23 protein-coding genes are annotated in these 25,300 nt (G+C 68.2%); 15 read left to right on the top strand and 8 right to left on the bottom strand.

The window, feature by feature from the left end; genetic code table 11:
* Nucleotides 1–49 precede the first annotated feature (49 nt).
* The 3 genes from ACIA12_RS40375 to ACIA12_RS40365 are packed head-to-tail and all read left to right on the top strand — an operon-like array spanning nt 50 to nt 2,902.
* Nucleotides 50–1,294 (top strand): DUF4032 domain-containing protein, encoded by a 1,245-nt coding sequence (locus ACIA12_RS40375; protein WP_396372762.1) that lies wholly within the window; start codon nt 50–52, stop codon nt 1,292–1,294.
* A 49-nt stretch (nt 1,295–1,343) separates the two neighbouring features.
* A complete protein-coding gene (locus tag ACIA12_RS40370; RefSeq protein ID WP_396372761.1) occupies nt 1,344–1,853 on the top strand; it encodes a SigE family RNA polymerase sigma factor in 510 nt (169 codons plus the stop codon).
* The gene (locus ACIA12_RS40365; protein WP_396372760.1) at nt 1,850–2,902 is read left to right on the top strand and encodes a hypothetical protein; all 1,053 of its coding nucleotides are present in this window, start codon (nt 1,850–1,852) and stop codon (nt 2,900–2,902) included. The genes ACIA12_RS40370 and ACIA12_RS40365 overlap by 4 nt, the downstream gene beginning before the upstream one ends.
* 20 nt (nt 2,903–2,922) lie before the next feature.
* Here the strand turns inward: ACIA12_RS40365 and ACIA12_RS40360 are convergent, their stop codons facing one another.
* The 4 genes from ACIA12_RS40360 to ACIA12_RS40345 all read right to left on the bottom strand — a co-directional run bounded on the left by ACIA12_RS40360 (nt 2,923) and on the right by ACIA12_RS40345 (nt 5,789).
* Nucleotides 2,923–3,321, bottom strand: a complete 399-nt coding sequence (locus ACIA12_RS40360; RefSeq protein WP_396372759.1) for a type II toxin-antitoxin system VapC family toxin — start codon at nt 3,319–3,321, stop codon at nt 2,923–2,925.
* Nucleotides 3,321–3,593 (bottom strand): type II toxin-antitoxin system Phd/YefM family antitoxin, encoded by a 273-nt coding sequence (locus tag ACIA12_RS40355; protein WP_396372758.1) that lies wholly within the window; start codon nt 3,591–3,593, stop codon nt 3,321–3,323. The genes ACIA12_RS40360 and ACIA12_RS40355 overlap by 1 nt, the downstream gene beginning before the upstream one ends.
* Before the next feature lie 114 nt (nt 3,594–3,707).
* A complete protein-coding gene (locus ACIA12_RS40350) occupies nt 3,708–4,475 on the bottom strand; it encodes an SDR family NAD(P)-dependent oxidoreductase (protein WP_396372757.1) in 768 nt (255 codons plus the stop codon).
* A 114-nt stretch (nt 4,476–4,589) separates the two neighbouring features.
* The gene (locus ACIA12_RS40345; protein WP_396372756.1) at nt 4,590–5,789 is read right to left on the bottom strand and encodes an acyl-CoA dehydrogenase family protein; all 1,200 of its coding nucleotides are present in this window, start codon (nt 5,787–5,789) and stop codon (nt 4,590–4,592) included.
* 85 nt (nt 5,790–5,874) lie between these two features.
* Between ACIA12_RS40345 and ACIA12_RS40340 the strand changes: the two genes are divergently transcribed.
* The 4 genes from ACIA12_RS40340 to ACIA12_RS40325 all read left to right on the top strand — a co-directional run bounded on the left by ACIA12_RS40340 (nt 5,875) and on the right by ACIA12_RS40325 (nt 10,118).
* Nucleotides 5,875–6,459 carry a TetR/AcrR family transcriptional regulator gene (locus tag ACIA12_RS40340; RefSeq protein ID WP_396372755.1) on the top strand — a complete coding sequence of 195 codons (585 nt, stop codon included), beginning with the start codon at nt 5,875–5,877 and terminating at the stop codon, nt 6,457–6,459.
* Between the two features lie 57 nt (nt 6,460–6,516).
* A complete protein-coding gene (locus ACIA12_RS40335; RefSeq protein ID WP_396372754.1) occupies nt 6,517–7,407 on the top strand; it encodes a S1 family peptidase in 891 nt (296 codons plus the stop codon).
* A 44-nt stretch (nt 7,408–7,451) separates the two neighbouring features.
* A complete protein-coding gene (locus ACIA12_RS40330; protein ID WP_396372753.1) occupies nt 7,452–9,125 on the top strand; it encodes an alkaline phosphatase D family protein in 1,674 nt (557 codons plus the stop codon).
* Nucleotides 9,126–9,242: 117 nt separating this feature from the next.
* A complete protein-coding gene (locus ACIA12_RS40325) occupies nt 9,243–10,118 on the top strand; it encodes a S1 family peptidase (RefSeq protein ID WP_396372752.1) in 876 nt (291 codons plus the stop codon).
* A 58-nt stretch (nt 10,119–10,176) separates the two neighbouring features.
* Here the strand turns inward: ACIA12_RS40325 and rlmB are convergent, their stop codons facing one another.
* Both rlmB and cysS read right to left on the bottom strand, forming a co-directional pair.
* Nucleotides 10,177–11,133: a 23S rRNA (guanosine(2251)-2'-O)-methyltransferase RlmB gene (gene rlmB / locus ACIA12_RS40320; protein ID WP_396372751.1), complete on the bottom strand. Its 957-nt coding sequence runs from the start codon at nt 11,131–11,133 to the stop codon at nt 10,177–10,179.
* Nucleotide 11,134: 1 nt separating this feature from the next.
* Nucleotides 11,135–12,568 carry a cysteine--tRNA ligase gene (cysS, locus tag ACIA12_RS40315; protein WP_396372750.1) on the bottom strand — a complete coding sequence of 478 codons (1,434 nt, stop codon included), beginning with the start codon at nt 12,566–12,568 and terminating at the stop codon, nt 11,135–11,137.
* A gap of 179 nt (nt 12,569–12,747) precedes the next feature.
* Between cysS and ACIA12_RS40310 the strand changes: the two genes are divergently transcribed.
* From ACIA12_RS40310 to ACIA12_RS40300, 3 genes are all read left to right on the top strand, one after another.
* Nucleotides 12,748–13,557 carry a lysozyme gene (locus ACIA12_RS40310; RefSeq protein ID WP_396372749.1) on the top strand — a complete coding sequence of 270 codons (810 nt, stop codon included), beginning with the start codon at nt 12,748–12,750 and terminating at the stop codon, nt 13,555–13,557.
* A 32-nt stretch (nt 13,558–13,589) separates the two neighbouring features.
* Nucleotides 13,590–14,147: a GNAT family N-acetyltransferase gene (locus ACIA12_RS40305; RefSeq protein ID WP_396372748.1), complete on the top strand. Its 558-nt coding sequence runs from the start codon at nt 13,590–13,592 to the stop codon at nt 14,145–14,147.
* A 73-nt stretch (nt 14,148–14,220) separates the two neighbouring features.
* Nucleotides 14,221–15,507, top strand: coding sequence for a C39 family peptidase (locus ACIA12_RS40300; RefSeq protein WP_396372747.1), 1,287 nt, complete (start codon nt 14,221–14,223; stop codon nt 15,505–15,507).
* Between the two features lie 69 nt (nt 15,508–15,576).
* Here ACIA12_RS40300 and ACIA12_RS40295 read toward each other — a convergent pair whose 3' ends face one another.
* Entirely contained in the window at nt 15,577–17,250 is a 1,674-nt protein-coding gene (locus ACIA12_RS40295; RefSeq protein WP_396372746.1) for a DUF2207 domain-containing protein, read from the bottom strand.
* 122 nt (nt 17,251–17,372) lie between these two features.
* On the opposite strand from ACIA12_RS40295, the gene ACIA12_RS40290 reads away from it, so the two are divergent.
* The 3 genes from ACIA12_RS40290 (at nt 17,373) to ACIA12_RS40280 (ending at nt 21,243) form a co-directional block, all read left to right on the top strand.
* Nucleotides 17,373–18,467, top strand: coding sequence for a neutral zinc metallopeptidase (locus ACIA12_RS40290; RefSeq protein ID WP_396372745.1), 1,095 nt, complete (start codon nt 17,373–17,375; stop codon nt 18,465–18,467).
* A gap of 100 nt (nt 18,468–18,567) precedes the next feature.
* Complete coding sequence (locus ACIA12_RS40285) at nt 18,568–19,662, top strand: neutral zinc metallopeptidase (protein ID WP_396372744.1); 1,095 nt, start codon at nt 18,568–18,570, stop codon at nt 19,660–19,662.
* Nucleotides 19,663–20,241: 579 nt separating this feature from the next.
* Complete coding sequence (locus ACIA12_RS40280) at nt 20,242–21,243, top strand: neutral zinc metallopeptidase (RefSeq protein WP_396372743.1); 1,002 nt, start codon at nt 20,242–20,244, stop codon at nt 21,241–21,243.
* Nucleotides 21,244–21,267: 24 nt separating this feature from the next.
* Here the strand turns inward: ACIA12_RS40280 and ACIA12_RS40275 are convergent, their stop codons facing one another.
* Nucleotides 21,268–22,953: a DUF2207 domain-containing protein gene (locus ACIA12_RS40275; RefSeq protein WP_396372742.1), complete on the bottom strand. Its 1,686-nt coding sequence runs from the start codon at nt 22,951–22,953 to the stop codon at nt 21,268–21,270.
* A 67-nt stretch (nt 22,954–23,020) separates the two neighbouring features.
* Here ACIA12_RS40275 and ACIA12_RS40270 point away from each other — a divergent pair, with 67 nt between their 5' ends.
* Both ACIA12_RS40270 and ACIA12_RS40265 read left to right on the top strand, forming a co-directional pair.
* Complete coding sequence (locus ACIA12_RS40270) at nt 23,021–24,109, top strand: neutral zinc metallopeptidase (protein ID WP_396372741.1); 1,089 nt, start codon at nt 23,021–23,023, stop codon at nt 24,107–24,109.
* A gap of 233 nt (nt 24,110–24,342) precedes the next feature.
* On the top strand, nt 24,343–25,300 hold a 958-nt coding region (locus ACIA12_RS40265; protein ID WP_396372740.1), incomplete at its 3' end, for a class I SAM-dependent methyltransferase.

Raw genomic sequence — 25,300 nt, 5'->3', positions numbered from 1 at the left:
GCCACTTGCGTTCGTTACCCGATCCGTCAGGAACTGCCACACTGGTCGCGTGCCTCGTTTCGTAGCCACCCGCCCGGACACCGGCCTGCTCTCGCTCCCCTGGGACATCCCGCTGGAGGACTGGCCGGAGGACCAGCTGGTCGCGCTCCCCCGCGGTATCTCGCGTCACGTCGTCCGGTTCGTCCGGGTCAGCGGCACGGTCTACGCGATCAAAGAGGTGATGGAACACCTCGCGATGCACGAGTACCGGCTGCTGCGCGACCTCGAGCGGCTGGACTCACCCTCGGTCGAGCCCGTCGGCGTCATCACCGACCGGCTGGACAAGGACGGCGAGCCGCTCGACTCGATCCTGGTCACCAAGCATCTGCAGTTCTCGCTGCCGTACCGGGCACTGTTCTCCAGCACGCTGCGGCCGGACACCGTCAACCGGCTGATCGACGCACTGGTCGCGCTGATCGTCCGGCTCCATCTGCTGGGGTTCTTCTGGGGCGACTGTTCGCTGTCGAACACCCTGTTCCGGCGTGATGCCGGTGCGTTCGCGGCGTACCTGGTGGACGCGGAGACCGGCGAGCTGCACCAGGAGATCTCCGACGGGCAGCGCGCACACGACCTGTACACGGCCGAGATCAACCTGTTCGGCGAGCTGTCCGACCTGGAGGAGGGCGGTCTGCTCGACGAGTCGATCGACCCGCTGGAGACGATCCACTCGATCACCGCGCGGTACGAGGCGCTCTGGAAGGAACTGACCGCGCCGGAGGAGTTCCGCACCGACGAGATGCACCGGCTGGACTCGCGGATCCGGCGGCTGAACGAGCTCGGCTTCGACGTCGCCGAGATCGACATCATCACCGACTGGGACGGCAGCCAGGTCCGGATCCAGCCGAAGGTCGTGGACGCCGGCCACCACTCACGCCGGCTGCTGCGGCTGACCGGGCTGGACGTCGAGGAGAACCAGGCGCGCCGGCTGCTGAACGACCTCGACTCCTACGCGGCCTCGACCGACCAGCAGAACGAGGACGAGGAGATCGTCGCGCACGAGTGGCTGACCGACGTGTTCGAGCCGGTCGTCCGGTCGGTACCGCGGAACCTGAAGCGCAAGCTGGAGCCTGCCGAGGTGTTCCACGAGGTACTGGAGCACCGCTGGTTCCTGTCCGAGCAGGCCGGCCACGAGGTCGACACGATGGAAGCGGCCCGCTCGTACGTCGACGACGTCCTGGCCGCCAAGCCCGACGAGAAGCTCACCCTCCCCCCGGCCCCGCTGCCCGGCGCGACGCTGGATCCCGATCTCGACTGAATGCAACGTCTGACCTCCTGCCGGCGTGGTACGGGGTAGGAGGTGGGAGATGGCCGACGGGGAATCGCCGGATTTCGACGAGTGGGTCCGGTTGCGCGGGGCCGCACTGCTGCGGTTCGCGTACCTGATGACGCGCGACCACTCGCGGGCTGAGGAGGCGGTTCAGGACGCCCTCGTCTCGGCGTACTCGCGGTGGGCCCGGATCCAGCGCGTGGGTGATCCGGAGGCGTATCTGCGCCGGTCGGTCATCAACGCGGACATCGCCCGCTGGCGCAAGTTCTTCCGCCGCGAGACGCCGGTCGGCGAGGCGACGACCTTCGACACGGCGACCGCCGATCATGCCGGCCCGCACGCCGAGCAGGACGCGGTCTGGACGCTGTGCGCCGCCCTTCCGACCAAGCAACGCGCCGCCGTCGTCCTCCGGTACTACGAAGGCCTCCCGGACAGCGAGATCGCCGAGATCCTCGACTGCACCCCCGGCACGGTCCGCTCCCAGATCCACCGCGCCCTGGCGTCGCTCCGTACGACCCTGAGCACAACCGAGGAGGTCACGCAGTGACGACCGAAGACCCCACCGAGACCCTGCTGACCGAATCCCTGGACCGTCACGCCGCCGACGCCCCCGACGACCACGCCCTGCTGGCGACCGTCCACAGCCGCCTACGCCGCCGGCGTACCGGCCGAACCATCAGCGCCGCGATGCTGGCGGTCGTCGCGGTCGCCGCGACCATCACCGTGACCCAGTCCCTGAACCACAACGCCGGCCCAGCCGCGATCACGGAGGGTTTCCGCTGGGAGTCGTACAAGACGGTCCAGGTCCAGGTGCCGGAGAGCTGGACGCATTTCACCTCGAGCCCAGCCCCGTGCGGGTCCTCGACAGCGCCGACAGTCGGCAGACTCTCACCTTGGATCACCCCCAAGTGGTCCGGGTGCGCCGTCGCGGTCCTGCCGCTGAAGGAACGGCACGAGTACGTCTGGTTCGGCGACGTCCAGAAGCCCGGCGTGAAGAAGTACGACGGCGGCTGGACCGAGGAGACCCGCGAGGTCGGCGGCGTCCACGTCAGCGTGCTCACCAGCAACGACGCCCTCCGCGAGCGCATCCTCGACTCGGCGGCCCCGCTCATCAACGGCCCAGACGCGTACGGCTGCGGGCAGGACGGCTATCTCCCGAACGACGACGATTCGACCGAGCCGTTCGTGCTGGGCAAGATCGAGTCCGTCGACATCTGCGACTACTGGGGCGCACGCGATTCCAAGCAGTCGTCCCTGATCGCCGGCTCACGCCTCGTCGGCAAGGAGGCAACCCAGCTCGCTCAGCGGATCACCGATGAACTCAAGACCGCACCCACGACAACCGGCCAGAGCCCCTTGTTTTGCCTGCCCCTCGGCCGGAAAACCATCCGGCTGACCCTTCACGGTCCCGACGGCGACTGGTCCCTGCTCTTCCGCCCACTCGACTGCACCAACCAGTACTTCGCGAAGGTCGGGCCCGACCTCCGCCTGTTCTCCGCCGACCTCGCCGACCTGATCATCACCGGCGTCCACAATCCGGAACAGCCCAGCGACGTCATCCAGATCCCGGCCGGCTCCACGCCGCCGGCCCGCTGACCCCGCGGACAAGGCGGTGATCAGGGGGCAGGTGCAGCGACTGGGAGCCCCAGGTCGTCCGCGGCGGCGAGCAGGCGGCGGTCGTACGTGACGAAGGCCGTCAGGTCGTCAGCCAGAACTGCGTCTGCCGTGGCGAGGTGGATCGCGTCGAGCGAACGGATGGCGGCACCGTCGTAGGCAGCGGCGGTGGAGCGGACCAACTCGTCGATCTCGTAGATCGCGATCCGTCCGAGCACCCCAGGCACTGCCGGAAGCAGGGCCGGCTCGGTCCGCCGCAGGGCGCGCGGCAGCTCGACCTCGGCGAGCGCCGACGAGACCAGGAGCTCGTCCGGTCGGCTCGCGATCCAGTCGACGAGCGCGTCCGACTCCACCTCGCGACGGACGAGTTTCACCAGGGCCGCCGTGTCGAGGTAGATCATCAGTACCTCTCCTCGCCACGCAGTTCCTCGAGCAACTCGCCTGCTTGCCGGTCCGTGCGGATCTCGCCCCGCGGGTGCGGCATCGGGCCGGTACTACGCGGCAGTCTGAGCTTGCCGGTCTCCAGCAGGCGCGCGACTGGTGACGGTTTGGCGGGCACCAGTCGGGCGATCACCGCGCCTCGCTCGGTGATCTCGATCTCCTCGCCCTGCTTGACCCGAGCCAGCACCTTCGCCGTCTCCTGATTCAGCATCCGCACCGGGATCTCAGCCATGACAACACTGTAGTACATATTTGTCAGACACCTCCTCCGCAACGAATCGCCAAGTCGATTCAGCAGGGAAGGTATCCGGGCAGCCCCCCAGATCAGGGACTGTCCACAGGGCGATCAGCGCGGAGGCATCCTCAGGGCGCCGTCCAGGCGGATGACCTCGCCGTTCAGCAGTTGGTTGCTGACGATGTGGTCCACCAGGGCGGCGTACTCCGACGGGCGGCCTAGGCGGGCCGGGTGCGGGACCTGCTGTTCGAGGACCTTGCGGGCGTCTTCGGGGAGGCCGGCGAGCATGGGGGTTTCCATGGTGCCGGGGGCGATGGTGACGACGCGAATGCCCTTGTCTGCCAGGTCTCGGGCGGCGGTGAGGGTCAGGGAGACGATCGCGCCTTTGCTGGAGGCGTACGCCGCCTGGCCGATCTGGCCGTCATAGGCCGCGATCGAGGCGGTCATCACCACGACGCCGCGGTCACCGTCTTCGTCGGGCTCGAGGGCGGCGATCCGCTCGGCGGCCAGCCGGAGGACGTTGAAGGTGCCGATCAGGTTGACCTCGATCACCTGCCGGAAGGTTGCTAGAGGCAACGGGCCCTTGCGGCCGACGACGCGCCCGGGGGTGGCGATGCCGGCGCACGTGACGACGAGGCGCAACGGGCCCAGCGAGGCGGCAGCGTCGAGGGCGGTGGTGACGGCGGCCTCGTCGGTGACGTCGGTGGGAACGAAGACGACGCGGTCGCCCAGTTCGTCGGCGATCGCCTTGCCGGCCGAGGACGGCAGGTCGCAGATCACCACGCCGGACCCGGCCGCGGCGTACCGGCGTACGGTCGCCTCACCGAGCCCGGAACCACCGCCGGTGACGAGCACGACGTCGGACGGGGCAAGCTTCATCGAACACTCCTAGGTGGTGTCGGTCGCCGGTTACTCGAGTGCCGGCGGTGTCCAGGCGGGTGCAGCGCAAGGCAGAGGAAGCGCCTCGATGCGGGGTTCATCGTGGCGTTTCCTCTAACGCCGCGATGTGCCCGCCTGGGCGCCGCCGGTGCCGAGTAACCGGCGACCGACACCACCCAAGAGGTCGCGGGCAATCACCAGACGCTGGATCTGGTTGGTGCCTTCGAAGATCTGGGTCACCTTGGCCTCGCGCATGTAGCGCTCGGCCGGGAACTCGCGGGTGTAACCGTAGCCACCGAGCACCTGGACCGCGTCGGTGGTCACCTTCATCGCGGCGTCGGTGCAGACCAGCTTGGCGATCGCCGCCTGCTGGGTGAACGGCCGGCCGAGGTCGCGCCGGCGCGCAGCCTGGATGTACGTCGCACGCGCCGACTCGGTCGCCGCGGCCATGTCGGCCAGCAGGAACTGCATGCCCTGGAAGTCAGAGATCGGATGACCGAACTGCTCGCGGCCCTGCGAGTACGACGCGGCCAGGTCGAGCGCGGCTTGCGCAAGGCCGACCGCACACGCCGCGATACCGAGCCGGCCGGAGTCGAGCGCCGAGAGCGCGATCCGCATCCCGTCGCCCTCGTTGCCGATCAGATTGGCGGCCGGCACCCGGACGCCGTCGTAGTTGACCAGCGTGGTGGTCGATCCGGTCAGGCCCATCTTGCGCTCGGGAGCACCAAAGCTGAGGCCATCGGCCGGCGCGGGCACATGGAAGGCCGAGATGCCGCGCTTCGGGTCCGGCGACGTCCGCGCGAAGGTGGTGTAGAAGTCGGCGTGCGAACCATGCGTGATCCACGACTTGGTGCCGGTCAGCACGTAGTGGTCGCCGTCGCGGACTGCCTTCGTTGTCATCCCGCTGATGTCGGACCCGGCCTGCGGCTCCGACAGCGCATAGGCGCCGAGCAGTTCGCCGCCGACCATGTCGGGCAGCAGGAGCTCGCGCTGGTCCGCGGTACCGAAGGTGGCGATCGCGTAGCTGGTCATCGTGTGCACGGACAGTCCGACGCCGACCGACATCCAGGCCGCGGCGATCTCCTCGAGCATCTGCAGATAGACCTCGTACGGCTGCTCGGCGCCGCCGTACTGTTCCGGATAGGGCAGGCCCAGCAACCCGGCCTTGCCGAGCGCGTGGAACGCCTCCCGCGGGAAGGTCTCGGTCTCCTCGGCCTTGGCGGCGTACGGCGCGAGTTCGTGCTCGCAGAGGTCCCGGACCAGCCCCAGCAGCTCACCGGCCTCCTCGGTCGGGAGCAAGCGATCGACAGCCATCACGCACCCCTCTCAGTGGCTACCGAAATGATACTCCTATCGATACTGAAGACCAAAGTTCCGTATCGTTCTATGCTGTCTCGATATGACAACAGTCGTCCCGGGCCGTCGAACCCGCAGGCAGTCCGAACTGCTCGACCGGCTCCTGTCCCTGTTCCTCACCCAAGGCTTCAGCCGGTTCACCCTGGACGACCTGGCGGCCGAGCTGCGGTGCAGCAAGACGACCCTGTACGCGCTGGCGCCGAGCAAGGAGCAGCTTGCCGTCGAGGTGGTCAAGCACTACTTCAAGAATGCCACTGCCGAGGTCGAGTCCGCGGTGGCCAAGCAGACCCGCCCGGACCGCCGGATCGCCGCGTACCTGAACGCGGTCGCCGACGCGCTGCGGCCGGCCAGCCGGACCTTCCTGGACGACGTCGCGACGTTCGCGCCGGCCCGGTCGGTGTACGAGCGCAACACCCGGATCGCGGCCGACCGGGTCCGGTCGCTGATCGAGGACGGGATCGAGAACCGGGCCTTCCGGCAGGTCGACATCGGCTTCGCGGCCGAGATGGTCGCGCACACGATGCAGGCGATCCAGCGCGGCGACATCGCCCGGCGTACCGGCCTGAGCGACGCCGAGGCGTACCGCGAGCTCTCCTCGTTCGTCCTGCACTCGCTGCGGCACGACTGACGACAGGTTGATGCCAACGCCCCCGGCTGAACCGGTCACAGTGGAAAGCTGTCTTCCATGACATCGCTTTCCCTCCGCCGCGCCGTGGCGACGCTGGTCACCGGCGCACTCGCCCTGACCGCCGTCCCAGCCGCCAACGCCGTCTCCACCGCCCCCCAGCAGACGCCGCCCGGACCCCGTACCGCCGCCGCGATCTCCGCCGCCCTGACCAAGGACGCCGCCGTCCCCGGAACCGCCTGGATGACCAGGCCGGACGGCAAGGTCGTCGTCTCCTACGACTCGACCGTGATCGGCGGCAAGTACCAGTCGCTGACCAAGGTCACCCAGCGGTTCGGGGACCAGGTCGTGATGGAGAAGCTGCCCGGCAAGCTCCGCAAGTACGTCAACGGCGGTGGCGGGATCTACGGCGGTGACTGGACCTGCTCGGCCGGCTTCAACGTCCAGCGCAACGGCAAGTACTACCTGCTCACCGCCGGCCACTGCGGCAAGGACGCCGCCACCTGGTACAGCGACGAGGCTCAGCGCAACCTGGTCGGCACGGTCTACCGGCCCAGCTTCCCGGGCAACGACTACGCCGTGATCACCTACCGGGCCGGCCTCAAGCCCGGTGGCAGCGTGAGCCTCTACAACGGCCACTCCCAGGACATCGTCAGGGCGGCCAACCCAGGCCTCGGCCAGACGGTCTACCGCTCAGGTGTCACCAGCGGCCTGCACGGCGGCAAGGTCACCGGACTGAACGCCACAGTGATCTACGACGAGGGCGCGGTGGGCAACCTGATCCGCACCAACGTCTGCGCCGAGCCCGGCGACTCCGGCGGCCCGCTGTTCTACCGTACGTACGCCTACGGACTCACGTCCGGTGGTACCGGCGACTGCAGCTCGGGTGGCGTCACCTACTTCCAGCCGGTCATCGAGGCGATGAACGCGTACGGCGTGACCATCTACTGACTTCAGCGCTTGGCATCTTGGCTGCAGCCGGTAGCGTCGTTTGAATGCAACTGAAGCTGGGCCCGCTGCTCCGGTACGTCGACGAGACGCGCGCAACCGTCTGGGTGGAGACCACCTCGGCGGGCGAGGTCGAGGTACTGGGGCACCGGGCCCGGACCTGGTCGGTGCACGGGCATCACTACGCGCTGGTGCTGATCGAGGGGCTGGAGCCGGCCAGCTCTACGCCGTACGAGGTGCACCTTGACGGTGTGAAGGCGTGGCCGCTGGAGGAGAGTCCGTACGGGCCGAGCGTGATTCGCACACCGCGGGCAGACGGGACTTTCCGGCTGACCTTCGGGTCGTGCCGGCGGTCGGCGCCGTTCGACGAGCAGGGATTGAAGGATTTCGGGCCGGACGCGTTGGTCGCGCTGGCCGAGCGGATGTCCTCGGGGGATGCCGACTGGCCCGATGCAGTGCTGTTGCTCGGTGATCAGGTGTATGCCGATGACCCGTCGGACGCCGTACTGGCGAAGTTGCGGGCGGCGCACGGTGGCCGGCAGGGGTCCGAGGTGGCCGACGAGATCGGCAACTTCGAGGAGTACACCTGGCTGTACGACGACGCCTGGCTGAATCCGGTCGTCCGGTGGCTGTTCTCGACCGTGCCGTTGTGCATGCTGCTCGACGACCACGATCTGCGCGACGACTGGAACACCTCGCTGACTTGGCGGCGCTGGGTCACCGCGCAACCGTGGTGGCACGACCGGGTGATCGGCGCCTACGCGTCGTACTGGGTCTACCAGCACCTCGGCAACCTGTCGCCGGAGCAGCTCGAGAAGGATCCGACGTACGCCGCGATGCGTGGGCTGGACGACGAGGACGAACGCAGCTCCTACCTCGACGCGTTCGCCTGGGAAGCGGACGAGGACCCGGCCTCGACCCGCTGGAGCTTCTACCGCGACTTCGGCGCGCGCTCTCGTGGGGTCCGACTGGTCGCCGTCGATTCTCGTTGCTCAAGGCAACTGGAACCCGGTGAGCGGGCGATGGTCGACGCGCACGAGTGGGAGTGGGTCCGGCGGCACACGATCGGCGCGACGCAGCCGATCAACCATCTCCTGCTGGCGTCCACGCTGCCGTTCCTGCTCACGCCCGGCCTGCATCATCTGGAGGGCTGGGACGAGGCGATCTCGTCGGGCGCCTGGGGCCCGCTCGGCTCGCGGCTCGGCGAGAAGATCCGGCAGGGGATGGATCTGGAGCACTGGGCGTCGTTCCGGAACTCGTTCGACGACCTGACCGATCTGCTCGGGGAGCTGGTGCAGTCGGAGAATCCGCCCAACTCGGTGCTGATGCTGTCCGGTGACGTGCACTGCAGTTATCTGGCCGAGGCGTCGCTGACGGAGGTCGAACACCCCGGCACGGCGATTCGCCAGCTCACCATGTCGCCGTTCCGCAACCCGGTCGGTTGGCATATCAGGCTGGCCAACAAGTTGCTCGACAGCCGTGGCCTGACGCGGGTCCTGCACGGACTGTCGCGATCGGCCGGGGTCCGCGACGTCGCGGCCAGTTGGCGGACGGCGTACGGGCCGTGGTTCGAAAACGGCGTCATGACGGTGACCGTCTACGGCGAGGACGCGGCTGTCGACGTGGACCATGCGCGACTGGTGGACGGCCGCCAGTCGCTGACGAGCACGCTGCGTTACCGGATCGCGCCTGAGGGTATGCACGGGGTGCCGCGCAGGTAAACCCTTACGCTCCGAGTTGACGCGGGCACTTTATGACAGTTTCGGGTAGAACAGATCACGGTTGGATCAAGGACGCTCCCGCCCCGAGCGCGTCCTCACCCCACGAGGAGGCTGACCGTGAAGTTCGCCCGTATCACCGCAGTACTCGGCTCCGTAGGTCTGGCAGCGGCAGGATTGCTCGCCACCCAGGCGTCGGCAGCGCCCACCCCCGTCTCGACCTTGTCGGCGAGCGCCATCACCGCGACGCTGAGCAAGGACGCATCCATCCCCGGCACCGCCTGGAGCACCCAGCCGGACGGCCGGATCATCGTCTCGTACGACGACACCGTGACCGGCTCGAAGTTCGCGTCGCTGACCGGCGTCACCAAGCAGTTCGGCAGCCGGGTCACCCTGGAGAAGCTGCCCGGCAAGCTGACGAAGTACATCAGCGGTGGTGACGCGATCTACGGCGGCCAGTACCGCTGTTCGCTCGGCTTCAACGTCCGCAGCGGCAGCACGTACTACTTCCTGACCGCCGGCCACTGCGGCAACATCGCGTCCTCCTGGTACGCGAACTCCGCCAAGACGACGCTGCTCGGCACGACCTACGGGTCGAGCTTCCCGGGCAACGACTACGCGATCGTCAAGTACTCCACCTCGTACACCAACCACCCTGGCAACGTGAACCTCTACAACGGTTCGTACCAGGACATCACCACGGCCGGGAACGCCACGGTCGGCCAGGCGGTCAAGCGCAGCGGTAGCACCACGCACGTGCACAGCGGCTCCGTCACCGCGACCAACGCCACGGTGAACTACGCCGAGGGCACGGTCACCGGCCTGATCCGCACGAACGTCTGCGCTGAAGGCGGCGACTCCGGCGGCGCGCTGTTCGCCGGCACCACCGCCCTGGGCCTGACCTCCGGCGGCAGCGGCAACTGCTCCTCCGGCGGCACAACCTTCTTCCAGCCGGTCACCGAGGTCCTCAGCCGCTACGGCGTCAGCGTCTACTGAGCCACGGCTACAGCAAAGCCCCGGACCGCTGCGGTCCGGGGCTTTGTGGTGTCGTGGATCAGCCGCGGCGGCGGGAGATTTCGTAGAGGGCTACGCCGGTGGCTATGCCGGCGTTGAGGGACTCGGTGGCTGATGTCATGGGGATGGAGACGATCAGGTCGCAGTTTTCGCGGACGAGGCGGGCCAGGCCTTTGCCCTCGCTGCCGACTACCAGGACGATCGGTTCGGTGGCTGCCTCCAGGTCGGGGAGTTCTACCTCGCCGCCCATGTCCAGTCCGATGATCAGCAGGCCGGCGTCCTTGTAGGACTTGAGGGCCCGGTTGAGGTTGGTGGCTCTCGCTACCGGGATGCGGGCCGCGGCGCCGGCGGAGGTTTTCCAGGCGGAGGCAGTCATCGAGGCGGTACGACGCTCGGGAACCAGTACGCCGTGCGCGCCGAAGGCTGCTGCCGAGCGGGTGATGGCGCCCAGGTTGCGGGGGTCCGTGACGCCGTCGAGGGCGACGATCAGCGGGACCTGGCCGGCGTCGTACGCCCGGGACAGCAGGTCGTCGGGGTGGGCGTACTCGTACGGCGGGATCTGGACCGCGAGGCCCTGGTGGGCGCCGTGGCTGGTCAGCCGGTCCATCTCGATCCGCGGTACTTCGAGCAGCGAGATGCCGTGCTCGGTCGCGATCAGCAGAGCCTCCCGCAGCCGGGCGTCGCGTTCAGTGCCCTCGGCAACGTACAGCGCGTTGATCGGGACGCCCGCGCGGAGCGCCTCGACCACCGGGTTGCGGCCGTAGACCCACTCGACGGTCGCCTCGGTGTCCTTGCGATCGGTACGCCGGCCGCCGGTGCGCTTCTCGAGGCGCTCCTTGGCCTTCGCCCGCTTGTGCGCTGGGTGCTTGGTGCGGTCGACCGCCTTCGGCGTCGGGCCTCTGCCTTCGAGCCCCTGCCGGACCCGGCCGCCCGACCCGGCGGTCGGGTTGCCGCGCTTCTTGCGGATCGCACCCTTGCGTTGACTACTGCCTGGCACTTCAGTTTCCTTCGGTTGATTCGGGCTCGGCGATCGTCCAGCGAGCACCCTGTGGGGTGTCCTCGACGATGACGCCGAGCGCCTTGAGCCCGTCGCGGATGTCGTCCGACGCGGCATAGTCCTTACGTTCGCGGGCGGCCTGCCGCTGGTCCAGCAGCGCCTTCACCAAGCCGTCCACCACCTCGGTGAGCTCCTCGGTACCACCGGCCCGCGAGGCCCACGGCTCGGCCAGCGGGTCCAGGCCCAGCACGCCGAGCATGGCCCGCACCGCGGCGAGATTCTCTTGCAGGGCAGGGGAATCGCCGTCGGCGACCAGCTTGTTGCCGTCCCGCACGGTGTTGTGCAGCACCGCGACCGCGGCCGGCGTCCCGAGGTCGTCGTCCATCGCGTCGGCGAACGCCTGCGGCACGCCGGCGGCCGGCGAGACCCCACCGGTCACCTCGGTCGCGCGAGCGACGTACCCCTCGACCCGCTGGAAGCTCGTCGCGGACTCCTCCAGCGCGGCCATCGAGAACTCGACCACCGAGCGGTAGTGCGAGCTGACCAGGTAGTAGCGCAGCTCGATCGGCCGGACCTGCTCGACCACGTTGCGCACGATCGCGCCGTTGCCGAGCGACTTGGACATCTTCTCGCCGGCCGCGGTGACGAGCGCGCTGTGCATCCAGAACCGGGCGAACTTCTGCCCGACCGCCTTGGACTGGGCCAGCTCGTTCTCGTGGTGCGGGAAGCGCAGGTCGAGGCCGCCGCCGTGGATGTCGAACTCGTCGCCCAGGTACTTCCCGGCCATCGCCGAGCACTCCAGGTGCCAGCCCGGCCGGCCGTCGCCCCACGGAGTCGGCCAGGAGGCCGTCTTCGGGGTGCCCTCGGTGTAGCCCTTCCAGAGGGCGAAGTCGCGGGGGTCGCGCTTGCCGCGCGGGTCCGCGTCCTCGGCGGCCTCCATGTCGTCGATCCGCTGGTGCGACAGCTCGCCGTACGACGGCCAGGACTTCACGTCGAAGTACACGTCGCCGGAGCCGTCGGTCGCGGCGTACGCGTGCCCGCGCCTGATCAGCTCGTCGATCATCACGACCATCTCCGGGATGTGCCCGGTGGCCCGCGGCTCGTACGTCGGCGGACGGCAGCCCAGTACGTCGTACGCCCAGTGCAGTTCGCGCTCGAACTCGTAGGCGTGCGCCCACCACGGCACGTCGCGCTCGGCCGACTTGGCCAGGATCTTGTCGTCGATGTCGGTGACGTTCGCGATCACGGTGACGTCGTAGCCGGAGCGCTCCAGCCAGCGCCGGAGCACGTCGAACACGATCTCCTTGTAGATGTGCCCGACGTGCGGGGCACCCTGCACCGTCAGCCCACAGTGGTAGATCCCGACCTTGCCCGGCTGGACCGGCTCGAAATCCCTCACTGCTGCTGTCGCGGTGTCGTACAAGCGAAGTGTCACCGATCAAGGGTAACGGTGATCGGGGAGTGCTCTTGACAATTCTCCACAGGCAGTCCTTTCGATCGTCGTCAAATAGCCACAACTGATTCTCCGAAGTAGTTACTTTCCGCCGAGCAGCGGCGTAGCGTCGGCAAGTGAGCGCTCTGTTCCGCCCTCATCGCTCTCCGTGGAGGTTCCTCGTGAAATCCCTCATCACGGGTGCCGCCGCCACCCTCGGCCTGCTCTTGGCCCCGCTTGGCGCCGCCGCCCAACCCGCTGCTCACCAGCCCACACCCACTGCCCGCCAGCACGGCATCACCAAAGCCGGTGACGCCTACATGGGCTGGCTCGCACCCACTGCCCCCAGCCGATCCACTCAGGCCGCACCTGCGGCGGTAGTGGAGGGCATCGACGTCTCCAGCCACCAGGGCAACGTCGACTGGGCCGGTTGGTGGAACAACGGCAAGCGGTTCGCCTACAGCAAGGCCACCGAAGGCAACTACTACTCCAACCCGTACTTCGCCCAGCAGTACAACGGGTCCTACAACGTCGGGATGATCCGCGGCGCCTACCACTTCGCCACCCCGAACGACTCCAGCGGAGCCAACCAGGCCAACTATTTCGTCGACCGCGGCGGCGCCTGGTCGCGCGACGGCCGGACCCTGCCCGGTGCGCTCGACATCGAGTACAACCCGTACGGCGCCACTTGCTACGGGCTGAGCCAGGCCTCGATGGTCAGCTGGATCCGCGACTTCCTCAACACCTACAAGTCCCGTACCGGTCGCGACGCGGTCATCTACACCAACCTGGACTGGTGGACCCAGTGCACCGGCAACAGCACCGCCTTCAGCTCCACCAACCCGCTTTGGGTGGCGCGGTACAACACCTCCCCCGGCACCCTGCCGGGCGGCTGGCCGTATTACACCTTCTGGCAGTGGACCTCGTCCCCGCTCGACCAGGACCACTTCAACGGTGACCAGTCCCGCCTGGTCGCACTCGCCAACGGCTAAATCGAGTTGCAGCGGTCTTTTAGTCTCGATCGGTGAGCTATTCGCTGCCGATCGAGACAGACCGCCTGACCCTTCGCCGCTACCTCGAGACCGACTACGACGACCTGCTGAAGCTGCAGTCCAGCCCGGACGTCACCAGGTTCCTGCTGTACGACCCGAAGACGCCGGAGCAGGTCAGGCAATCCCTCGCCGGCCGGCTGGCCGACGTACCGCTGGACGCCGACGGACAAGCGCTCACCGTCGCGGTGATCCTGCGGGAGACCGGCCAGCATGTCGGCGAGGTGACGCTGTTCGTCCATCAGGCCGAGCAGCGGACCGGTGAGCTCGGATTCGTCTTCCACCCTGACTTCCACGGCCAGGGGTATGCCCGCGAGGCGTCGGCCGAGTTGCTCCGGCTCGGCTTCGAGGAGCTCGGCTGGCACCGGATCATCGGCCGGCTCGACTACCGCAACACCGGCTCGGCCAAGCTGCTCGAGCGGCTCGGGATGCGGCTGGAGGCGCACTTCGTGCGGAACGAGTTCCTCAAGGGCGAGTGGACCGACGAGCTGGTCTACGCCGTTCTGGCCGACGAATGGGCTGCCGGTAATTAAATAACCGAATGGCGACACATCGCGGCACGCGTTCACCGCGACAGGGCGGCGGAGCGGGTCTACCGTCGAAATCATGACCGCCGCCCGCCCTGTCGCCACGCTGATCACCGCCGTGGTCACGCTCAGTCTGACCGCCGGACCGAGCCTGGCCGCGCCACCCCAGCACCGCGAGATCACCTACCGCACGTGGACGTCGTCCGCCGACTTCCTCTCCGGCACCCGCTCCGGGACCACCGTCGTCAACGGCTCCCTGCGATTCGGCTCCGCCACCGGCACCACGTCGTACGTCGATCCGTTCGGCGACGGCACTGCCAAGGCCTACGAGCAAGCCACTTGGGTCTCCCCAGAAGTGCGGACCCGCTACGGCCTGACCGAGCTGGTCGCCTCCTGGAACGCGACCACCCCAGCCGGGACTTGGCTCGAGGTCGCCATGTCGGGCCGCTCCGACGAGGGCACCACCACCAAGTGGTACATACTCGGCCGCTGGAACCGTGGCGACGACACCGCCGCCGGGGACATCCACCGCACCTCGGTGAACGGCCAGAAGGACACCACCGGCACAGTCTCGGTCGACACCTTCGTAGCCGGCGCAGGCCGCTCCCTGGACCGCTGGCGCCTCAAGGTCACCCTCTACCGCCTAGCCGGTACTACGAAAGTCCCCGTACTCCAGTCAGTAGGGGCCATGGCCTCCCGCCTACCCGCGGACGAGACGGTCCCCGTCAGCCGGGGTGGCGGCGCCTGGGGTCGCGTGCTCGACGTACCGACGTACTCGCAAGAGACACACATCGGCCACTACCCGCAGTGGGACAACGGTGGCGAGGCCTGGTGCTCGGCGACGTCCACTGCGATGGTGCTCGACTACTACCGCCGTGGACCGACTAGGGCCGAGACAGCGTGGGTAGATCCGGCCGATCCCGATCCACAGGTCGATCACTCGGCCAGGTCGGTCTTCGACTACAAGTACGACGGCGCCGGCAACTGGCCCTTCAACACTGCGTATGCCGGGACGCGCGGGCTCGACGCCTTCGTCACCAGGTTGCGCTCGCTGACCGAGGCCGAGCAGTTCATCAAGGCCGGCATTCCCCTGGTCGCGTCGCTGTCCTTCGAGAAGGACGAACTGCCGGGCGCGGGCTACGGCACCAACGGGCATCTGATGGTGATCGTCGGGTTCGCGAAGAACGGCGACGTGGTCGTGAACGACCCGGCCTCGCACCTGATCAAGAGCAATGACGAGGTCCGGACTGTTTACAACCGGGCAGCCTTCGAGAACGCTTGGATCCCGCACTCGGGCGGAATCGTCTACGTGATCCACCCGGCCGGCAAGCGACTGCCACCGCGGACCCATCAAGCCAACTGGTAACACCCACGAACAGGAACCGCCCGTATGCCGGGGGCGGCGTACGGGCGGTTCCGAAGTTCCCTCGACAGCTCAGCGCGTGAAGAGCGCCCCGGTCAGGTTCGTGGTGAGGTTGCGGAGCGAGTCGGGCAGGTACTGCAGGTGCCAGCCCCGCGGCCCCCGGTACCAGTGGAAGCCCTCGTCTTCGTCCTCGTCCGAGTCCGTGGCGACCAGGGCGTCGATCCAGCGCTCGGAGCCGCCCAGGACGACGGCGTACGGGAGAGCGCGGGAGCAGAGCTCGGCGTGCTGGTCGGACGGCAGTTCGCTGACGTCCATCTCCAGCAGCTCGCCACGGATGGCGGCGACCTGGCCGAGGACGCGGCCGGCGGCAGGCGCCTTCGCCGGCATGTGCCGGCCGATCACGAGCAGGCCGACGCCGACCGCGGTGATGGCGATGCCCACCAGGCCCCACGTCGAGGTGAGGGCGAGTACGACGGTGAGCACGACGCCGATCGCGGTCGTGACGATGCCAATGGTCGCCCAGAGCGAGCGGGTCCGGTCCGGGCGCTCGGTGAACCAGCCGCGCTTCACCACCCCGTCGTACAGGGCGTCCTGGACCTGGCCGAGGTTGGCGCGGACCTGGCGGCCGAGCTCGGAGACGAGCACCGAGTCGTTGTCGCCGAAGATCGCGCGGACCAGGACGTTCTCGTACCGCTGCAGCTCCTCGGCGGGCGCGTTCTTGACCCGGCGCAGTTCCCAGTCCGGCCGGGAGAACTCGGTCTCGTGCTCCAGCTCGGTGATCGTGAGGTGCCCGCGGACGGCCAGATCGATGATGGTCGCGGTCACGTCGACCGGGTCGATCCGCTCGTCGATCAGGGTGCCGACCTCACCGGGCCGCAGATCGGCCGGCGGGGTGAAGTCGATCCGGGTGTCCTGGCCGAGGCTGAACAACGACGCCGGTACCACCCGCCGCGGGTCCACCTGGTCACGACCGCGCAGCCGGTACAGCAGCAGCAACGCGAGCGCGCCGAGCAGCAGTACCGCGAGCGCGGTGATCAGCTGGGCCGTGTCGGTCGAGAACGCCCGCTTGAACGTCTTGCGGTACTCCACGATCGAGTTGGCCGCGATCTGGCCCTTGGGGAAACCGACCGTCATCCGGATCGTGTTGCCCGGCGGCAGCCCGGTCTGCTTGAAGGTCGGGCCGGAGGTCTCGCCGAGCTGTGCCAGCGTGCACGGGAAGTTGCTGTCGATCGCGCCGGCGAAGCAGGAGACGTGGCTGACCTCGGGGGCGCTGTAGACGATGTTCGCGTCCTGCACGGTCATCGCCAGCCCGGTCAGCGGGGAGAACCGCACCTCGGTGCCGTTCAGCGTCTCCGCGACCGCGCCCTTGACGGTGTAGTCGAACTCGAGCTCGGTGTCACCGCCGGACAGGTCGGCGACGGCGATCGAGCTGATGTCGCCGTTGGTGGTCAGCTCCTTGTTCTTCTCCGCGCCACCCGACTTGACCTGCAGATCCTCGATCTTCTGCACGTGGTCGACGTCGTCGGCGAGGTGCTCACGGGTGACCACGAACCGGGTGAAGGTCCCGGTCACGTTGCTCAGCTTCCAGACCTCGACGACCTTCAGCGTGCCGTCCCGCTCGACCCTGATGGTGCTGTTGAAACTGGTGACGACCGGGTCGGCGGTAGTCGTCGCGCCGGCTGGTACGCCGGTCAGAGCCAGGAAACCGAGGGCACACAGAGGTACCCCGAGCAGACGTCTACGCATCGCCCAATCACACCGTATCGAGAGGGTCAGAGCCTTGCGGCCGGCCGGCCGGGGCGGAAGTTCACTGGTTGCAGACCGCACCATACCGGGTCTGAGCTGGGGCTCCGATAGCGTCAGCCTCCGTGTCCTACCAGCCGCCTCCTGGGCAGTACCCGCCGTACCCGCAGCAGCCGCCGTCACCGCAGTACGGGTGGGGGCCTGGCGCTCTGCCGCCCAAGAAGAAGGGTGGGGCGGGCAAAGCGCTGCTGATCATCCTGGGCCTCGCAGTACTCGGTACTGCCGGGATCGCGGCGCTGTCGGGTGCTCTGAAGCACCACGACCCTTCCTATACCGGTACTCCGTACCCGACGACGACCTACAGTCCATCGGTCGAGCCGACCGAGGTGCCCTCGGCTCAGCCGCCCAGCGTGAGGCCGACGGTGGCCAAACCGACCCTCGCCAAGCCAACTGTGACCAGGCCGACCGCGCCGCGGGTGAAGCCCAAGCCCGAGCCGAGCGATCTGGACATCGTTGCCCGCAACAAGCTCTACAAGGCCGGCACGATGGGCTCGGTCAACTGCAAGGAGTCCAAGGCCCGCCAGTCGACCGTCGCGGGCGCCCGGGCGAACTACGCGAACCTGGCCAGATGCCTCAACCGCGCCTGGCCGGCCCTGGTCGTCCAGGCCGGCGCCGAGTTCCGGCCGCCGACGGTGCTGTCGTTCTCCGGTACGGTCTACTCGCCCTGCGGCACCATGTACGACACCGGGCCGCCGTTCTACTGCCCGAGCAACCAGACCATCTACATGAACTTGTCTCAAGACCTCGGCTACTACAACCAGGACCGGTCGGTCTACAACCGGGTCTGGGCCCGGATGTGGATGCTGCATCAGTTCGCCCACGAGTACGGCCACCATGTGCAGACCCTGACCGGCATCTTCCAGGCCAACGTCAACCTGCGCTACGAGGCGCCGAACCAGGCCCTGGAGCTGCAGGGCAGCCGCCGGCTCGAGCTGCAGGCGTCCTGCTTCAGCGACATCTTCATCTCGGCCAACAAGCGCAGCTACCCGCTCACGGGCGAGTCCCTGCGGCAGTGGAGGTGGCTGATCGGGGACACCATCGACCGGGCGCACGACCACGGCAGTACGGCGAATCACAAGTACTGGGCGCTCAAGGGCTACAACGGCCGCAAGCCGGCCGTGTGCAACACGTTCACCGCGTCGGGCGCGAAGGTGTCATAGAGAACTCCGGTGTACCGATATGGAGACGGATAGCGGTCTTGATGGTTAGCCTGGTCCCCCGGATCACGCGATGTGTGTCCCGGGGGGATGAGGAACGACCGTGTCTGACCAGGTTTGGAGCGAGCCACCAGGGCCGCACCCGCCGCCGGCTGCGCTGCCCGACGGCTCGATACCGCTTTACCGCAGCGCAGCGTTCGGCGAAGACCAGCCGCCGGTCGGATGGGGACCCGACCTCGGCGGCGACCAGCACTTCCGGCATGGGGGGCCACAGCCGCGAAGACGCCCGACCGGGCTGCTCCTCAGCATGCTCATGCTGGGTGGCGTGGCGGTGTTCGTGGTGACGGTCGCTCTCGCACTCCGCGAGAGCGACTCGTCTGCTGCCGCCCCGGAGCCCGGCGCGGGCCGGGCGGCACCGCTCGGTACGCCCGACGACAGCAAGGCCGGTACTCCGCAGTCACAGGCTGCAACCAGAACCGTGACGGCCGACGCGCTCTACGCGACCGGGCCGCAGAAGACGGTGGGCTGCCAGGAGGCGCCGGTCCCGTTGAGCAAGCAGGCGAACGTCAAGCTGTACTACTCGAACGTCGTCGCCTGTCTGAGCAAGGCCTGGGCACCGAAGGTCCAGGCGGCCAAAGACGCCTTCGCGCCGCCGCGGCTGGTCTACTGGGCCGGTGTCGCCCAGACGCCGTGCGCGGCCGGTGCGACTGTTTCGTTCTACTGTGGGACGAGCCAGACGCTCTACCTGAAGTACACGGACGACATCAAGCTCTGGAGCCGCTCGCCGGACGCCGCGAACCGGGCGTTCACGCGGATGTGGGCGACGTACACGGCCGGGCACGAGTACGCGCACCACGTGCAGCAGCTCACCGGCATCCTGACGGCCGCCCGGCAGCTCCAGTACGACGCTCCGGACGAGGACGCGCGGCTGGAACTGAGCCGGCGACTCGAACTCCAGGCATCCTGTCTGAGTGCGGTCTTCGCCGGAGCGAACCAGAGCAGTTACGGGATCACCGGTCTGGACATGACGATCTACCAGAAGTACGTCCAAGGGCAGACCGGGGACGAGAACAACCGCGGCGGGCCGCGGGACCACGGCGCGCGGGCCAGTCACCAGTACTGGACCGGGCGCGGCTTCACCACGCTGGACAGCGTCAGCTGCAACACGTTCACGGCTACGGCCGGCAAGGTTTCGTGAGGAGTATCGATGTCGGACAACTGGACTCCACCCCCTGGGCGGAACCCGAACGAGCCGGAACCGGAGGGCGAACAGCCCACCGAACCGGCCAAGGGGCCTGCCCGCGCGGATGGCCAGTCGCCCCTGTGGTGGACCGAGTCCACCGAGAAGCAGAAGGAGTACCTCCAGCCCGCACCACCCGGCGAGCAGACCCCGTTGGTGGGCCCACCCGGCTCACGCCAGAACAACCTCACCTGGAACCTCCCGCCCTACTCCCAACCAGGTGCCACCCCACCCCCCGGCACCCGCCGACCCGCCAGCTCCCGCCCACCCGCCGGCCCAGGCCAAGCGGCTCCAGGCCAAGCGGGCCCAGGCCAAGCAGGCCCAGGGCAAGCAGGCCCAGGGCAAGCGGGAGTGGGCCAGAGCGGACCCCAAGCTCACAGCCCGGGCCAGCGCGGTAGCGGCCAGTCCTTCTCCGCCTCCGGTCCGACCGGATCCCCGCCCCGCGCTGCCGACCCGAGCGGACGCCGCGCCCGGCACGCTGGACCGCCCTCGGGCGGCGTACCGACTGACGGTGGACTCCAGGGATTTGGTCAGCCGGTGCAGCAGCCGCAGACTTGGCAGTACCCGCCGATCCCGATCCCGCAGCCGCCGGGTCCGGGCCGCCGCCGGAAGCCTCGTCGCGCTTCCAAGGGTCTGCTGATCGGTCTCGTGGCGCTCGCTGTGCTCATCGTCGGCTCAGGCGTCACCCTGGCGCTCCGCAACACCGGCGACGACAACACCCCCGTCGTGGCCGACACACCCGCGCCCACTCCCTCCGAGACCCCCTCGGTGACTCCATCCCCCACCCCGACCGCCTCCGCCACCCCAGGCGCACCGCCGACGGTCGACCAGATCGTCACCACCAGCAGGCTCTACAAGGTCGGCGTGCTCACCCCCACGCAGTGCCTGGAGCCGAAGGTGCTCCCGAACACCTTCGCCGGCGCCAAGGCGTACTACAACCTGATCGTGCCGTGCATGAACCGCACCTGGTGGCTGGCGATGAAGAAGGCGAGCCTGCCGTACCGCGCGCCGAAGCTGGTCGTCTTCGTCGGCCCGATGAAGACCGTCTGCGGTGCGGAGAAGGGCACCCGTGCCTTCTACTGCGGCACCAACGAGACCATCTACATGCCGTACGCCGTCGGGCTGAACTACTACAAGCGCAACCCGGTCTCGGGTCGCGTGTGGATGATGACCACGGTCGCCCACGAGTACGGCCACCACGTGCAGAAGCTGGCCGGCATCTACGCGGCCTCGCTCTCCCGGCAGGTCAACGCGCCCACTCCGGCCGCCAAGTTGGCCGAGAGCCGCCGCCGTGAGTTGCAGGCGTCCTGCTTCGGCTCGGCGTACCTGGGCGCGGCAGGCGCGTACATCCCGCTCCGCGGTCCGCTGCTCGCCACCTGGAAGGTACTGGTCGCCAACACCGGCGACGAGTTCTCCCGGCCGCGCATCCGCGACCACGGTGGCAAGGTGAACAACAACTACTGGTCTGTGCGCGGCTTCAACACCAAGAGCCCGAACGTGTGCAACACCTTCGTCGGCAAGGCAGCGTTCACCAACTGAGTACTGCGGCGGTGCGCCGGCTGCTCAGAACAGCCGGCGTGCCGTCGACAGGTGGCCGCCGAACGCGGTGACGAAGTTCGACAGTGACTCACCGATGTCGGACAGGTGCCAGTTCTCCGGACCGGAGTACCAGCCGATACCGGCATCCGGGTCGTCGTCATCGTCCGTCGCGGCGATCTCCAGCGCCCACTTCTCGGTCAGGCCGAGCACAGCGGCGTACGGCAGGCAGCGCGAGGCAAACTCCAGCCGGTGGCTCTGCGGCAGGTCCGCGGACGTCTCGTTGGTCAGGTATTGCTGCAGCCCGGCAACCCGGCCCAGTACCGCGGCACCGCGAGCAGTGCGGGCCGGAGCGACCTGCCCGACCAGTGTGAGCGCCAAGCCGGCCAGCATCACCGCAGAGCCGACCAGCCCGTACTTCGTCACTATGGCGAGCACGATGGTCAGCACCACACCGGCGCCCAACAGGACTAGTCCAGCTGTGGTCCACCGGTTGCGCACGGCGTCCGGCCGGCTCGCGAACCAGCCCTGCGTGACGACATCGGCGTACAGCTGCTCGCGGACCAGGTTGAGGCGCGAGCGCAGTCCGTGTCCGAGCTCGGACACCTGGACGGTCTCCCCTTCGGCGAAAACCGCGTCCAGCAAGGCCTTCTCGTACGGCAGGAGCTCCGGGCCGCCCGCGTTGAGCCGCCGCAGCTCCCAGTCCAGCTTTCCGAAGTGCGTCTCGCGCGGCAGCTCCACGATCGTCAAGTAGTTGCGCACGGCAAGGTCCAGCAGCGTCGCGGTGATGTCGACGACGTCGGCCGTCTCGTCCACCACAGTGCCGACCTGGCCGGGCCGGATCCCGTCCGGCGCCGCGAACTGCGGTCCATCGGCACCGTCGAGCACCGGCCGCTCGGGCGCACCCGGGCCGACCTTGCCCGCGTCACGGCCGCGGAGGAACCACAGCGCCGCCGCACCCAGTACGCCGAGGCCGAGCAGCAGCGCGCTCAGGCCGATCGTCGACGAGTCGAGCGTGAACGCGTTGCCCAGGCTCCACCGGGTCTTGAACTCCGCGTTGGGCTTCACCGTCGCCTGGTCGCTCAGGCCGGTGAGGAAGGTCAGGTGGCCACCCGCCGGTACGCCGTTCTGCTCGATCTCCAGTGCGGCCGACTCGGCGAGCTGGGACGAGGTACAGGGCATGCTCGAGCCGACCCGGCCGGCGATGCAGGTCACCCAGCTCGCGAACGGGATGCTGACCGAGATGGTGGCCTTCGGGATGCTGGTGCCGAAGCCCTGGACGATCGGCCAGCTCACCTCGCGGCCCTCGATCGAGTCGGCCACCACGTTGCCGACCTCGTAGCTGTAGACGATCTTGGCCTGGCCGGACACCTTGAGGCTGATCCGGCGGCCGTCGTCGACGCTCTTGTCCTCGAAGCCCTGCGCTGGCTGACCGTTCACCGTGGCCGAGACGTTGCGCAGCTCGTAGGTGCGGTCCTCGGTGGCGTTCGCGCGGACCCGGGTGGTCAGGGTCCGGGCGAAGGTGTCGCCACCGGCGGTCAGATCGACCGTCTCCTTGACCTTCAGTACGCCGTCACCGGTCAGCGACGCCTCCGCGGCGTACCCGGTGATCTGGTCGTCAGCGGCCTGGGCGGGCAACGTGCCGAGGGCAACCATGGGCACTGTCAAAGACACGAGCAGGGCGGCCGGCCAGAGGCGGCTCTTCAGTGACATGGGTCGAGAGTAGTCTCGTGCCGGTTCGGCCAGCGAACTCCCACATCGAGCTGAAGGGGAACGACACGTGAGCACCCCGTACGGGTACGGCGGCCGCCCCCAGGACCGGGTGGGGCCGCCTCCGGGTGTACTGCCTCCGCCGGTCGCGCAGTACCCGCAGCAGGGCGTCCCGCAGTACGGGGGCCAGCAGTACGGTCAGCCTTACTACGGGCCTGGGCCGAACCAGTTCAATGGGTTCCAGCCGCCGCGGCGGCGGGGCAGCGCTATCCGGCTGGTGCTGATCGGGTTCTTCAGTGTCGCGTTCCTGGGGATCGCGCTGAGTGTGGTCGGGGTATTGCTGACGAGTGGCAACAGTTCGTCTGCCAGTAGTGGCGGTCCGCAGATCAGCAGTGGGCCTTCGGTGGTACCGACTGCCAAGAGCAACGCGCCCAAGGGCTCTGCTGAGGACTATCTGCTGAACGCGCCCATCTACAAGGTCGGTGGGCTCGGCGAGCTGGACTGCAAGGCCGAGGATCTCGGCGACGGCAGCCTGGCGGCGCAGAAGGTCTACTACGAGAAGCTCTTCAAGTGCCTGAACGACGCCTGGCGCCCGGCCTTCGCCAAGATGGGCAAGCACGAGCCCGACCCCGGCCTGATCGTCTTCGACCAGCCGGTCGACGGTCCGTGCGGCCACTTCGCGCCGCTGTCCGGGCGGGTGCTGGCGTTCTACTGTTTCGGCAACCACGTGATGTACACCGACGTACAGCAGATGAACAAGGCGTTCGGCCCCAAAGAGGATCTCGCCTACCTGATGACGATCGCCCACGAGTACGGCCATCACGTGCAGAGCGTCTCCGACCTCTTCTACGCCCGCCAGGCCTACCTGGCCGACCACCCCGACGAAAAACTCGAAAGCTCCCGCCGCAACGAACTCCAGGCCTCCTGCTTCGCCGGCGTCTTCAGCCGCGCGATCGAGAAGTCCTACCCCTTCACGGCCCGCCTGAAAGAATTCGAGTTCCAGGCCAGCAACAGCTTCGGCGAAACCCCCAAAACCCCACCCAGCGAACGAACCCACGGCCTCGCCACCAGCCAGGGCTACTGGATAGTCAACGGCCTCAACGTAGGCGAAACCAAAGCCTGCAACACCTACGCCGCCACCCAATCCCAAATCAAGTAACTCCAAGGCAACTCCCCCACGCAACCTCCCCGCTCGCTCCTCCGTCGCTCCCCGGTCGGCAGCTCCCACCCACCCCTCCGCCCCACCCCGTCGCCCGCACGCCAAGCCCACCCGGCTCGCCTCAGCTCCCGGCGTTGCCAGCTCTGCAGCCCGCGCCCCGCTGGCCCTCGCGCAGAATCGCGGACAAGGGACATGGGAGGAATCCAGAGCGTGATCGCGGTCAGAGGTGCGAGGTGACGGCCGGCGGGGACTGGACGAGGACGAATCTCAACTACCGGCGGCCGGATATCTGCGACGAGCTTGGAGCCGACGACGGCGTGGTCGAAGCGATCGGCAGGATCCGGGCGGCGTTCGGTGGTGAGATCCGGTCGGTGCTAGATCTTGGTTGCGGGACCGGACGCCATGCGGCGGGGCTGTCGGAGCTGTTCGGATGCTCGGCTGTTGGTGTGGATATCCAGGACGGTCTGGTCGACTACGGCCGCAGCAGCTATCCGGGCGTCGAGCTACAGGTAGGTGATCTGCGCAGTGTCCGCCTCGGACGGACATTCGACCTCGTCACCTGTCTCGGCAACAGCCTGGCCTACCTCCGGACGGACCAGGAGCTTGGCCAGGCAGCAGAGACGTTCGCCGCCCATGTCCGCCCTGGCGGGGTTCTGGTCGTCATGACTCTTATGAGTCACGGCCCTGTCGGCGTCCGTTGCACTGGGTTGGAAACAGATTTGGTGGCGGCGACCGTCGAGATCCACACGGAGTGGGACCCGGAGTTGCGGCTGCAGACGACACGGCGCACCTGGCGTCACCGCGACGGCGGGGTGGATCAGGACGTGATGGAGCGCCGGGTCATTCCGCTGCTCGAGCTCGAACACCTCCTTCGCCGAGCCGGATTCTGCGACGTGCAAGCATTCGACAGCGCGGGCCGGCGGGCCGCTTCCGCTGGGTCCGAGGCGTACGTCGTCGCGACCCGCTGCCCCGTCCATCCGGCCGGGCACCCTGACGGCGGAGTTCGCGCGTCGCAACCAGCAGTTCGTTGGTGTCTACCCAGTGCGGCTGGGCGTCGGTGCTTTCGCGGAGCGCGCGACGGAGGAGCGTTCAACACCGGGTGTGCCCCTATGGGTTTGGTCAAGGTGTGTGGGGTGTGGGTGGGTGGTAGTGGGTATTGGTGCGGAGCATGGCGAACAGGACGTCGCAGCG

The sequence above is a fragment of the Kribbella sp. NPDC051620 genome (genome assembly GCF_044453825.1).
Classification (GTDB): domain Bacteria; phylum Actinomycetota; class Actinomycetes; order Propionibacteriales; family Kribbellaceae; genus Kribbella.
The sequence above is the reverse complement of the archived record's forward strand: the minus strand, read 5'-3'. Positions and strand labels throughout refer to the sequence as shown.

Coding starts and splice junctions, on each gene's coding strand:
- ACIA12_RS40300 (WP_396372747.1), top strand. CDS start 14,221: ATGACCGCCGCCCGCCCTGTCGCCACGCTGATCACCGCCGTGGTCACG.
- ACIA12_RS40340 (WP_396372755.1), top strand. CDS start 5,875: ATGACAACAGTCGTCCCGGGCCGTCGAACCCGCAGGCAGTCCGAACTG.
- ACIA12_RS40345 (WP_396372756.1), bottom strand. CDS start 5,789: ATGGCTGTCGATCGCTTGCTCCCGACCGAGGAGGCCGGTGAGCTGCTG.
- ACIA12_RS40370 (WP_396372761.1), top strand. CDS start 1,344: ATGGCCGACGGGGAATCGCCGGATTTCGACGAGTGGGTCCGGTTGCGC.
- ACIA12_RS40360 (WP_396372759.1), bottom strand. CDS start 3,321: ATGATCTACCTCGACACGGCGGCCCTGGTGAAACTCGTCCGTCGCGAG.
- ACIA12_RS40350 (WP_396372757.1), bottom strand. CDS start 4,475: ATGAAGCTTGCCCCGTCCGACGTCGTGCTCGTCACCGGCGGTGGTTCC.
- ACIA12_RS40275 (WP_396372742.1), bottom strand. CDS start 22,953: ATGTCACTGAAGAGCCGCCTCTGGCCGGCCGCCCTGCTCGTGTCTTTG.
- ACIA12_RS40295 (WP_396372746.1), bottom strand. CDS start 17,250: ATGCGTAGACGTCTGCTCGGGGTACCTCTGTGTGCCCTCGGTTTCCTG.
- ACIA12_RS40330 (WP_396372753.1), top strand. CDS start 7,452: ATGCAACTGAAGCTGGGCCCGCTGCTCCGGTACGTCGACGAGACGCGC.
- ACIA12_RS40335 (WP_396372754.1), top strand. CDS start 6,517: ATGACATCGCTTTCCCTCCGCCGCGCCGTGGCGACGCTGGTCACCGGC.
- ACIA12_RS40355 (WP_396372758.1), bottom strand. CDS start 3,593: ATGGCTGAGATCCCGGTGCGGATGCTGAATCAGGAGACGGCGAAGGTG.